An 11,804-nucleotide genomic window follows, 5' to 3' on the forward strand; every position below is an offset into this window, starting at 1 on the left:
TATCCACCTATCTAAGGAGCCTCTTTTCCCTCCATTTTTCAATCTTTTTCTGCGACCCATATTTTACAAAATATATCAATCTATACAGAAAGAAACGAGAGCTTTTTTCCGAGATTTTTGAATAATTCGTCTCCCCCTATAGTCATCTCTGACTTCCCAGAAGTCTGTCTTGCATATACATATTATACATAGGGGAGCTTTTCCATGGACTCCTCCAAAAGCTACTGTAATGAGACTTGGAGAGTACATACAACGCTCTTTTCGGGAGACTACTTCCAAAACTCCCAAAATGCAGACGTCACAACTACGCAGTCAAAGCCCTTTTCTTATCTTTGCTTTGGGGGTTGATTAATGACAGCAACCACAAACTTTTTAGAATACTTGACTTATGGATTTGACCTTCGCTGTTTCTCCTTGGCAATGGTGGCTCTTGGGGGCCATACTTCTCTTTGTATTGGAAATTTTCACACCGGGCTTCGTATTGGCTTGCTTTGGTGTTGCCTCTCTTTTGGGAATGTTTGCTGCGCTACTCGGATTGGGAGTTTTGTGGCAGGTAATTGCTTTCTGTATAGGTGCATTGTTGTCTTTGGTATTCATACGCCCCTTTGTCCGTCGTATCTCTCAAAAGAAGAAAGGCACAAACACCGGAGCAGATGCCTTAATCGGGCGATGTGTAAAAGTCACCGAACGAATCAACTCTACTGAATCTACTGGTCGTGTAGCTGTAGACGGAGATTCGTGGAAAGCAAACAGCATAGATGGCTCGACCATAGAGGTCGGTACCGATGTAAAAATAGTGGGAAGAGAAAGCATTATCCTCTATGTGGAAAGCTGCCCATCCGTATAAGAAAAACCATATCAAATTACAAACAATATGAATCTGACTATCATCATTTTAGTGGTGCTCGTAGTGCTCGCTATTTCGATCGTATCTCAAGGATTGCTGATTGTACAACAGTCTCAAACCGTAATTGTAGAGCGATTAGGTAAATACTACACAACTCTCAACTCGGGAGTAAACATCATCATCCCTTTTATCGACAAAGCTCGCCCCATGCACTGGAGGTATACCTACCAATTACAGGGCGGAGATACCATGGTTCGTTTTGCAAGAGTCAATCGTATTGACCTGAGAGAAACAGTGTATGACTTTCCCAAACAGAATGTTATCACTCGAGACAATGTGGTGACAGAGATCAATGCAATCTTGTATTTCCAAATCGTAGATCCTATACGAGCCGTCTACGAAATTCAGAACCTGCCCGATGCCATAGAAAAGCTCACACAAACAAGTTTGAGAAATGTGATTGGAGAGATGGATCTGGATGAGACTCTCACCAGCCGTGATACTATCAACAGCAAGTTGAGAGAGATTCTCGACGAAGCCACAAACAAATGGGGGGTGAAAGTAAACCGTGTGGAGTTGCAAGACATCAATCCTCCAAGAGACATTCGCGATGCGATGGAGAAACAGATGCGAGCCGAGCGAGACAAGCGTGCTCAGATATTACAAGCTGAAGGACAAAAAGAGGCTGTAATACGTGAGTCTGAAGGAAAAATGCAGGAATCCATAAACCATGCAGAGGGAGAAAAACGAGCCAAGGTATTACGTGCAGAAGCAGAAGCAGAAGCGCAAATCTTAGTGGCTAAAGCCGAGGCAGAGGCCATCCGACAAGTGGCGGCAGCGGTTTCCGGATCAGGCTCAGATCCTGCTCAATATCTGATAGCCATGCGGTACATCGATACCTTAAAAGACATCAACAAGGGAAATAATACCAAAACCGTATACATGCCTTATGAAGCCAGCGGTGTATTAGGAGCTGTAGGTGGCATCAAAGATTTGGTAAAGCTCAAAGATTAATCGGAAGCCACCAAATGGACTAAGCGGATTCTTCCGCAAATCACAAAGAGGGCGTTGCAACAATAGCAAAAGTTGCGACACCCTCTTTTTTTGATCTTGAGGAAGGGAGCAATTCGATACGACTTTCGGGTCTTTGTATTGTCAGAACAATGGTCACTCCAGTAAGCCAATTCGTTTGATGTGTGGCTTGTTGCTTCTCAGGTAACCTATTCTCTATCAATCCATTTCAACAATGAAAGATCTGTCCATGACGAAAGGAACTCCAAAAGCCATTGAGCAATCGATCAAAAGCTTTATTGCTTTTGTCCGAAAGCTTAGCTGCTTTTGTCCGAAAGCTTAGTTGCTTTTCGGAGAAAGCTTAGCTGCTTTTGTCTGAAAGCTCAGTTGCTTTTGTCCGAAAGCTTAGCTGCTTTTGTCTGAAAGCTTAGTTGCTTTTGTCTGAAAGCTTAGTTGCTTTTGTCCGAAAGCTTAGTTGCTTTTGATGTGATCATTAGATGCTTTCCGGAAAAGATGCCGAGCGATCGACAAAAAGATACCGAGTAATCGAGAGAATTGAGTGCTTACCAAAATAATAAGCGAGGCACCATTTGCCAATACTTTCTTGCTTAAATGCCTCTTTAAGGGGTGAGTATATGATACAAAACTTGCTGTGTTGCGCAATAGTCTCCTGGGAAAAGTCTGCGTAATAGCCTCTTATTTCAAAAAAGAGGAGGTACAAAAAAATCACAGCAAGGCGGCAATGTCCTTGCTGTGATTCAAATTAGGAAAAAACAATCGATAGAGTGGGATTTACCGACCTATCGAGTCTCTGCAAAAAGAATCATTGTTTGATCAATTTCTGATGGATAGCCCCTTTCTCCGTATCCAACACTATGATATACGTGCCAGAAGGAATGTGGCTCACATCCAAATACTCTCCAAGAGAATCGGATGTCCATTCAGCAACCGAACGTCCGTCAATAGAAATAAGTCTCGCACGATTTATCAACTCTATTTGCGTCAAGTTCAGGTGGGTATCAAACAAAGAGGGATAAACGGATGGAGTTTGCTCCGAATCGACAACTTCTACATCGAGAGTCGGCCCCAAGTCGGCATATACGACCTCTACGGTATATGTCTTATTCGGATCCGAGTTAGTTTTATCTATGAAACTATTGAGACCTCTTTTCGCTTCTACTCTACCCAGCTCCGCACCATCTCGCTTGATGATATAATGTGTGGGAATGGGAGTATCCACGGCATAACGTCCGCCAAAATTTGTCTCTTCTATCGGACTGGATAACGGCTTATCACTGTTGGAGACAACGATTTGCATAGCCAATAGGTTCCTTGAGCTTGGTACACCGGGAAAGCCTTCCAAACGTTCCGGATGAAGCCATAAGTGCTCAACAATACCAATAAAGTCATAGCGACCTACATAAATTTGAGGATGAGGATCTTCGTAATTCAGTAAGCCATTACTATCTGCCCACTCCTGTATCGTGTTAGGCTTTTTCCCCGGATCTGTCGAGGCGTTATTCTTAGCTCCAAAACCAACATACAGCATCTGGTCTCGATTGATCTCGTATGGGGTCTTCAGTGGAACTCTCAACCAAGTCCCTTTTTTATAATCCTCCGGCACAACAACTTTCTGAAAAAGATCTTTTATGCGAAGAGCTTCATCGGTCATTGCCAACACATACAGCTCATCACCAGCCTTGTCGGGAATGATGTTGATCTGTGTGATATACAAAGGATCAGTGGGCAATCCCCCCTTTTCGCTATATAGAGGATTATTCATTGGCCACTTCTCTCTATACTTACAATGCGTGACGGAGCCTATTCGCCCAGGAATAAGAGGGATATTAGCCGTCTGATATGGAATCAAATCAAATTTTTTGTCAAGGCCAACCTTGGACAATAACTGATGATAAACCGGCTGCTCCCAGCTCAGAACAATAGTATTTTCGGAGGATGACTCTTTCTGAGGAGTTATTTCCGTGATCAGATCTCCAACAAAAACAGAGGCATTCATCTCCGGCCCGAGCTCGTATTTCGTCTCTCCCTGCTCTCCTCCCATATAAGGATAAGCAACACACAGAGAGTAATTCAAAACACCGTGGGAGACACTACTCTGAGGTATATCCTCCTGATATTTGGTCAAATTAGCTCCATCGGCTTCCAAATCGGCAATCTTTTCTCCCTCTCTAAAAAGGAAATAACGCAAACCCTTTGTTCCAAACTCCTCGGATCCGTATGGAGCTTGCCAAGCCAGTAAGACTTTACTTCTATCTGCACTAAGTGCCACATCGAATCTGCGAACAGTACTGATAGGATACATTTCCTCACGAAATGCTCCTTCTAAAGTTTCGGCCTTTCCTCCATTCACAGGGTCAAGGAACTTAGCCATTTGATGTTCATCTCCAGAGGAGGCAAACTTATCCCAGTGGAAAGCCATACGCCCATACAAGTCTTTAGATTTCGGAAGACAAATGCCAGGTCCTCCTCCTGTGAGTGTCCCCACAACGAGTCCATCCTGATTGAAAAGAGAAGAGCCTGAAGATCCGCCTTCGGTATCCCCTTGATCAAAATGAAAGGAGAAATGCGCATCCTGTGCTCCTTCGTCCGGCCCCACAAAAGCGCGAATTACCTTGGGCTGACCTTTATGCACGGAGATTTTCATTGCATCTCCGGCAGGATGATGGAGACCTACAGCCGAGCTGTATAACTTCTCTCGCCTGTCCCAACCATTATAGTATACACGATAACGAGCAGGGATTTCTTCTTTAAGTTTCAGGAGAAGTCCATCCGACATACCATTGAGAGGTAGAAAGGCCAACTTACGACACCCTACCATACTCTTTGATTGATAGGAGTAGCCGGATGTGGCATTGCTACACCCGGGTTTCGTATAATGGAAAGAGAAAATCCACCTATCCAACAATTCGTCTTTGGGAGCAAATTTTCCTTCTAAAGCAGCACAATGCGCTGCCGAAATAATCAAAGGAGCAAAATCCTTGGCTGTGTTATTGAGCAAATTACCGGTACAAGAAGAAACAAACTGACGACCATTGTCCTCCAACACCATGTATATCTGGCAAACTCCAGCAATCTGCTTGCGCCAAGCATCTCCTTCGGGGCAATTGACATTGATTTGACAATGAGGATGAGACGAATCCTCCCCTCTATCTATCTGCTCATCGCGACTAATAAATGGTGCGCGGTAAAAATGTCCCAGTCCGGAGATACGAATATCCGGTAACTCTCCTTCTTGGTTGGTTTCATATTCCAGAATTACACAATCTCCAAGTATCGGAGATGTGGCAAACTCTCCTATAGTTGGGTGAGATGCTTTCGTATAGGCTCCTTTCAGTTGGGTACGTCCCGGATCGTAGATATAAAGCCGAGATCCTTCTGGAAGATCGAATGCTTCGTAATAGACGCCTATTGCTTTGGCCCCTTCGGATCGTAGAGCAAGACGATAAACCGAATGCCCATTCTGCAATTCTATTCGATCGGCTTTCTCTGCAAAATTGATCTTTTGAGGCAATATCACCGCCATACGATATGGCCGCAATTGCACATCTCCTCCCCACTCGTCTTCCATGAGCAAGTCATCTACATTCATCGTCATAGGCACATCAATGGCCTTTGGAAGAGATGTCAAATAAGAAGAGGTGTTTTTCAAAGCCTTTGCCGAGAAGCTCAGAGGCTCTCCTCCAAACTCCTGCTGGGCAGATAGAGAGACAGATAGGAGAGATAAGAGGGCTACCTTTAGCCCTAAAGGAATCTTATTCATTCGTTGTGTGGTTTAGGAAAGTCCGATAATGTGCGACTACTACCGGTACATATTATTGATGGCAACCGCAAGAATCCGACTTGACATAATTAGGTTAATACAAGTTCACAATCTCGTTTATTTAGACTTTTGTTTATGTGTCATAATGTTGAGTACATGTTTGTCTGTCTCGCGCATGGCTTCACGTCCAATAGAAGTAAGATTGTCTACAGTGCGATCTACATCATCATCGACAATCCCTTCGGAGGCAGTAACCACTTTGCTATCCATGGCCAATATGGCTGACAACATGGCCGAACTAACGCCACTCGTCACCTTGAGGGCACAGCTGGGTTTCGCTCCGTCACACAGCATTCCGGTGATGTTGCCGACCATATTTTTGATTGCAAAACCTATCTGCTGCTTGCTGCCGCCCATCAGATAGGTGATACCACAGGCAGATCCCGTGGCTGCAACGACACATCCGCATAGAGCAGAGAGGCGTCCTAATTTTTGTTTTATATAAACAACCATAAGATTACTCAGCATCAAAGCTCTGATTGTCTTCTCATGGTCTGCTCCTTCATCCTGAGCAAAAGAGACAACAGGCAAAGTAGCCGTAATGCCCTGATTACCACTTCCACTATTTGACATGACTGCCATAGGAGCTCCATCCATTCGAGCATCACAAGCAGCACTGGTATATGATAGCATCTTACTCAACACACTGTCTCCCAGGTATTTCTTTCCGAGAGGGCCTTGTATCATCCGCCCGACTGAATGGCCATACTCTCTCTGCAAGGATGAAGCACTCACCGCCGAATTCAACTTGGCGGCTTCCTCTATGAATGCAATCTTCTCCAAGGGAGCTTCAGTAGCAAAACGGTATACAGTATCAAAATTTAGTTCAATATCTTCCTCTGCTACGTCCGTACTGCTAACATCACCATCCTGTGGATGTTCAGATGTTTGTGCCGATGAATGTGTGGGAAGGACTTTTCCATCCAGCAGCAAGGTTGTAAGCCCGGTGTGTGTCCGCTCTATGACAGATGTACTCTGATGAGGAGTAGCTTGCAGATTGACCTCGATATAAAGATTATCGACATCTCCCGGCTTAAGATCTATGGCAATCACATTTCCTCGAGCCACAATTCCTTTTGCTCGCTCCAATTCTTCTGGAGAAAAGTCATTCAAGATAGAAAGTCCCTTCTCCGGCTTGGCTATCACATAGCCCAAAGCTATTGCGATTGGCAATCCAATCATGCCAGTCCCGGGAATGCCGACCCCCATTGCATTCTTAAGCATATTAGCAGACAGCAGAACTTCGATTCGAGAAGGTTCCATAAGAGGTGTAGGTAAGGTTGCTGCTGCATGAGCAACTGCCAACGCAACTGCCACGGGTTCCGTACATCCGGTAGCTGGCACAACCTCCTTTTTGATAAGAGTCATGATTCTGTCTTGGGTCTTTACATCCATCACTATTCTAATTCTATGATTTTTTATCTAAACAAGTTGAGGTTTATTTCACAAGCCAATAGAAGTTTTATACCAGTCGTAAAGCATCGGTACACCTTGCTGCAATTCTATGTTATGATGCCATCCCAGACTTTGTATCAGGGACGGATCGGTAAGTTTGCGCATGCAGCCATCTGGCCTACTGCTGTCAAAAAGAATCTGGCCATGATAGCCTACTGCCTGAGCGACCAAAGAGGCCAAATCTGATATAGAAACTTCCTTACCTGTCCCTATATTGATATGGCAGTTGCGTATTTCTCCTTTATCCGACTTACAAAGATCAGAGAAGTCAACATGCTCCATAACATAGACACAGGCTTCAGCCATTTCCTCACTCCAGAGAAATTCTCTGAGAGGGCGACCACTCCCCCAAAGCTCCAGTCTATCCGGAAATATCCCATATCGAGACAGAGCAGATTCTATCACAGAGGCAGGGCTTGATGGGGCTAAATCGGGCAATGGGCGGCGAGTAATATCCCGGCGTATCGCATCATAGTCTTTTCTCATCAACAAATCGGCCAGCCACATCTTGCGAATCATGGCAGGAAGAACATGTGCGGAGATCAAATCGAAGTTATCATTAGGGCCATAGAGATTCGTGGGCATCACAGCCAAATAATTGGTACCGTACTGCAAATTGAACGACTCACACATCTTGAGTCCGGCTATCTTGGCTATTGCATAAGGCTCATTGGTATACTCCAAAGGAGAGGTAAGAAGAACATCTTCTTTCATGGGCTGGGGAGCTTCTTTAGGGTAAATGCAAGTAGACCCAAGAAAGAGTAATTTCTTGACTTTGTGTCTAAAAGAAGCTCCAATCACATGCTGCTGAATCCCCAGGTTGCGATATATAAAGTCCGCTCTACAAGTGTTGTTGGCCATGATGCCACCCACATGGGCAGCAGCCAGAAATACATAGTCAGGCTTTTCCTGATCGAAGAAGTTCTCTACAGCAACCGGATCGAGCAAATCCAATTCCTCGTGTGTCCTACCGACAACCCGAGTATACCCCTTGAGTCTAAGAGCCCGCACAATAGCAGAGCCAACCAAGCCTCGGTGACCTGCTACATATATTTTGTCATTCAGCTCCATTGCTTATTCGAAATAGTTGAGTATCTGATATCCACCTTCTTTCAGATATGCCTCTTTGTGCATCAAACGAATATCATAGTCCATCATGTCACGAATAATATCCTGCAAAGTATATTCAGGCTCCCAACCTAGGATCTTACGGGCTCTGGCAGCATCTCCGATAAGAGCCTGCACCTCCGTCGGACGGAAATAATTAGGATCCACAGAAAGAAGTGTTTGCCCCAAAAGATTCCTTACTCCAGGCAAATAAATATCTCCGACTCGTTGCTTGAATACCTCTTCGTCTATTGCAGACAATACACCTCGTTCATCCACCCCTTCTCCTTCGAATCGGAGCTTCATTCCAACATAAGCAAAGCTCATTTGGGCAAAATCTCGAACAGAGGTCGTGATACCTGTAGCCACGACGTAATCTCCGGGTTGATCCTGCTGTAAAATCATATGCATGGAACGAACATAATCCTTGGCATGCCCCCAATCTCGAGTTGCAGACAAATTGCCCAAGTATACCCTCTGCTGCAATCCTGTAGCGATACGACTGACGGAGCGAGTAATCTTCCGTGTTACAAAAGTCTCTCCACGAAGCGGAGACTCATGATTAAAAAGGATGCCGTTGCTGCAATGCATTCCATAGGCCTCTCTATAGTTGATAGTGATCCAGTAGGCATAGAGTTTGGCACAGGCATAGGGGCTACGCGGATAAAACGGAGTCTGTTCATTCTGAGGAACAGTCTGAACCAAACCAAACAATTCGCTCGTAGAAGCCTGATAGATACGAGTTTTCTTTTCCAATCCAAGCAAACGCACAGCTTCCAATATCCTCAAAGTCCCTAAGCCATCTACATTAGCTGTGTATTCCGGGCTTTCAAAGCTGACCTTCACATGACTCATTGCCCCCAGGTTGTAAATCTCATCCGGGAGTACCTGCCGGATCAAGGCTGTAATATTCATTGAGTCGGAAAGGTCTCCATAGTGCAAAAAGAAGTTGCGACTCTCGGTATGAGGGTCTTGGTACAAATGGTCTACACGCTCTGTATTGAATAGAGAAGAGCGACGTTTCAAACCATGCACTTCGTATCCTTTTTTCAATAAATATTCGGCCAGATAGGCACCATCTTGCCCTGTGATACCGGTAATAAGAGCTACTTTCTTCTTTGTATTCATGAGATTGTATTTTCTTCTTTTTGTATCTGCGCTACTGAGCTGTTTGATCGTTTTCGTCGGGATGGGGTTCAAAGATAAGGGAAGTTGCCCCCAAAGTGATTACAGTAGTCTCGTTTAGGCAGAACCATTCTCGATCGGATAGACAGCGTCCTGCAATAAAAGTCCCAACTCGGCTCTCATCATCTTTGATAGCATAGCTCCAATGCCCATCAGAGTCTACCTGTACTTTGAGTAGGCAGTGAAGTCTATCCATGCTGGGATCAGAAGTCTGTATTGGCAGGTCTATCTGCGTATCCTTGTTTTTTCGCCCAATAGAATGAACTCCCGGGCCAAACTTGAGTGTCTGCTTATAGGCAAAAGCATTTTCCACAACAAAAATGGCAGCCGGAGCCAACAGCCCTTCCGGCTCGGAACTCTCCGGAAGTTTTTCCGCACTCACAGGTCGGATTCGAGCTTTTATCTGTTTTTTGCAACCTGAGCAAACCAACGAGAGGCGACCCTCCTGAGAAAGAGCTACCTTAATTCGCTCGTTGGAGAGAACGATAAGCTGGTCGCAATAAGGGCAACGGATCCGTTTCATTTGGCAGGGTGCAACAAATTGCGATATTGCTCGGGATTGACAAGCAGGCGCATAGCTGTCTCTACATCTTTGTCGCGTCTCAATCGATGTTGTATCAATCCGTCCTCGAAATAGTACCTACTTATAATAGCCTCCTCCACAGACTCTTTCACCTGGTCTTTATAACGCCTGAGATCTCGCTCTTTGTCCGGCTTCAAAAGTTGAGAGAGAGAGTCAAAAGCTCCGGATGCTTCGGGCAAAAAGCCTTCGCTCTCGGCCCATTCCCGTAGACGCTCTAAATAGACAGGAGAGCGCAATTCGTATTTGAACTCGGGTACAGACAAGCGTTGCACAAGTTCTTCATATTCTTGGTCTGAGAGAGTAAATAAATGAGGTTGGGCTATAGTCTTGTGCTTTCTATGATAGTCGGTCGCATAGTCTTGCAACAAGTAGCTGCCTGCGACAAAATAAGATATGGCCTTTGCACTATCAGCTTCTACCTCCAAATCCGGACTGATCCCTCCGGCTTCATGTTGAATCCGTCCCGATTTGGTATAAAAAGCCCGATGTAAGCTATCCGGTTGTTGTTTTTGAGTCTTCATTTCTCTACCATCAGCAGATCTCGTACTGTAGTCTATCCGTTGCACACATCTGCCGCTGGGAATATGGTAGCGGGATACAGTAAATTTCAATTTGCCTCCATAAGGCATTTCAGAAGTCATCTGTACGATCCCTTTACCAAAACTTTTCCTTCCTACGATAACTGCCCTGTCATGATCTTGTAAAGCTCCGGCCAACAACTCCGAAGTAGAGGCCGTCTCTGAGTTGATTAAGACAACGACCGGCAAGTGGAGGTCCGTAGGCTCGGCATTGGTGCGATAGACACTGCTGACGCGGTTGTTCCGACCTCGCAGGCTCGCAATCTCAGTACCATTGGGCAGAAAATGATTGAGTATCCCAACAGCCTGAGCCATCAGTCCTCCTCCATTTCCTCGCAAATCAATAATCAAACCCTCAAGTTCGGTCTTTTGCTTCAGTTCGCTGAGTGCAGCATCGAAAGCAGACACAGTCTTATCATTGAATGTATCTATACTTATATAACCTATCCGAGAGTGAGGTCTCACATCAAAATAGGTGATGGGCTCTATCTGTATCCGTTTGCGTAAAAATTTCAGGAAAACAGGCTTACTCTCTCCTCTACGAAGCAATTCAAGAGAGATCTGTTTCTCCGGATTCCCTTTCAAAGCCTCACTTACACTCTGGACATCGGATTTAGAAAAATCTTTCCCATCGATTTTCATTATTACATCTCCCGGTCTTACACCGGCCAACTGAGCAGGCTTCCCCTTGAAAACTCTGGCTACCATCACGGAACTATCGGCTCCGGGCATAACCACAGCCCCCACTCCACCGTATTCTCCGGTAGTGATTAGTCGCAAAGCTTCCTCCTCTTGAGCAGAGTAATACTCACAATAGGGGTCTAAGCCGGAAAGGATGCCACGAATCCCATTTTTATACAAATCTTGTGTGGAAAGAGAATCTATGTAGTACAGTTTGAGGTCTCTTATCAGATTGCCAAAAGTTTCCACCCCTTTCACGTATTCCATATAAGGATCTTCCGAAGTAAACTGCCCAGTATCCCCTGATACGAGCTGAGCTTTCAAACTAGAAGACGGATACGCAACAGACAGAAAAAGAAGCCCACACAGGGCAAATACTGCTCTATTTTTCATGTCGGCAAAGGTAGCGAATTAGCCTCTATCATACAGACATCTTTATGGGCAACAACTTTCCTTCATGGGTAAGACATAGAAAGTGCTAATGAGACCACTCTTGGGTTTGGTCATGTACACCTA

8 protein-coding genes are annotated in these 11,804 nt (G+C 45.0%); 2 read left to right on the top strand and 6 right to left on the bottom strand.

Going from position 1 to position 11,804, the window contains the following annotated elements; translation table 11 throughout:
- Positions 1–388: 388 nt before the first annotated feature.
- Positions 389–847 carry an NfeD family protein gene (locus DQN70_RS07475; protein ID WP_023937654.1) on the top strand — a complete coding sequence of 153 codons (459 nt, stop codon included), beginning with the start codon at positions 389–391 and terminating at the stop codon, positions 845–847.
- 27 nt (positions 848–874) lie between these two features.
- Positions 875–1,861 (top strand): SPFH domain-containing protein, encoded by a 987-nt coding sequence (locus DQN70_RS07480; RefSeq protein ID WP_023937653.1) that lies wholly within the window; start codon positions 875–877, stop codon positions 1,859–1,861.
- 820 nt (positions 1,862–2,681) lie between these two features.
- On the opposite strand, the gene DQN70_RS07485 is transcribed toward DQN70_RS07480, so the two are convergent.
- The 6 genes from DQN70_RS07485 to DQN70_RS07510 form a co-directional block, all read right to left on the bottom strand.
- Positions 2,682–5,639 carry a T9SS type A sorting domain-containing protein gene (locus DQN70_RS07485; protein WP_023940306.1) on the bottom strand — a complete coding sequence of 986 codons (2,958 nt, stop codon included), beginning with the start codon at positions 5,637–5,639 and terminating at the stop codon, positions 2,682–2,684.
- A 117-nt stretch (positions 5,640–5,756) separates the two neighbouring features.
- Positions 5,757–7,094, bottom strand: a complete 1,338-nt coding sequence (locus DQN70_RS07490; protein ID WP_023937648.1) for an L-cysteine desulfidase family protein — start codon at positions 7,092–7,094, stop codon at positions 5,757–5,759.
- Between the two features lie 48 nt (positions 7,095–7,142).
- Entirely contained in the window at positions 7,143–8,225 is a 1,083-nt protein-coding gene (locus DQN70_RS07495; protein WP_023937646.1) for a GDP-L-fucose synthase family protein, read from the bottom strand.
- 3 nt (positions 8,226–8,228) lie between these two features.
- On the bottom strand, positions 8,229–9,389 hold the full coding sequence (gene gmd, locus DQN70_RS07500) for a GDP-mannose 4,6-dehydratase (protein WP_023940304.1): 1,161 nt from the start codon (positions 9,387–9,389) through the stop codon (positions 8,229–8,231).
- Positions 9,390–9,420: 31 nt separating this feature from the next.
- A complete protein-coding gene (locus tag DQN70_RS07505; RefSeq protein ID WP_023940302.1) occupies positions 9,421–9,969 on the bottom strand; it encodes an FHA domain-containing protein in 549 nt (182 codons plus the stop codon).
- Positions 9,966–11,681, bottom strand: a complete 1,716-nt coding sequence (locus DQN70_RS07510; RefSeq protein WP_023940301.1) for a S41 family peptidase — start codon at positions 11,679–11,681, stop codon at positions 9,966–9,968. Before DQN70_RS07510 ends, DQN70_RS07505 begins: the two co-directional genes overlap by 4 nt.
- Positions 11,682–11,804: the final 123 nt, after the last annotated feature.

Source organism: Porphyromonas crevioricanis (assembly GCF_900476255.1).
Classification (GTDB): domain Bacteria; phylum Bacteroidota; class Bacteroidia; order Bacteroidales; family Porphyromonadaceae; genus Porphyromonas; species Porphyromonas crevioricanis.

Excerpts from the sequence above, each read along its gene's own strand:
- gmd (WP_023940304.1), bottom strand. The coding sequence starts at position 9,389 with ATGAATACAAAGAAGAAAGTAGCTCTTATTACCGGTATCACAGGGCAA.
- DQN70_RS07480 (WP_023937653.1), top strand. The coding sequence starts at position 875 with ATGAATCTGACTATCATCATTTTAGTGGTGCTCGTAGTGCTCGCTATT.
- DQN70_RS07505 (WP_023940302.1), bottom strand. The coding sequence starts at position 9,969 with ATGAAACGGATCCGTTGCCCTTATTGCGACCAGCTTATCGTTCTCTCC.
- DQN70_RS07490 (WP_023937648.1), bottom strand. The coding sequence starts at position 7,094 with ATGGATGTAAAGACCCAAGACAGAATCATGACTCTTATCAAAAAGGAG.
- DQN70_RS07510 (WP_023940301.1), bottom strand. The coding sequence starts at position 11,681 with ATGAAAAATAGAGCAGTATTTGCCCTGTGTGGGCTTCTTTTTCTGTCT.
- DQN70_RS07475 (WP_023937654.1), top strand. The coding sequence starts at position 389 with ATGGATTTGACCTTCGCTGTTTCTCCTTGGCAATGGTGGCTCTTGGGG.
- DQN70_RS07495 (WP_023937646.1), bottom strand. The coding sequence starts at position 8,225 with ATGGAGCTGAATGACAAAATATATGTAGCAGGTCACCGAGGCTTGGTT.
- DQN70_RS07485 (WP_023940306.1), bottom strand. The coding sequence starts at position 5,639 with ATGAATAAGATTCCTTTAGGGCTAAAGGTAGCCCTCTTATCTCTCCTA.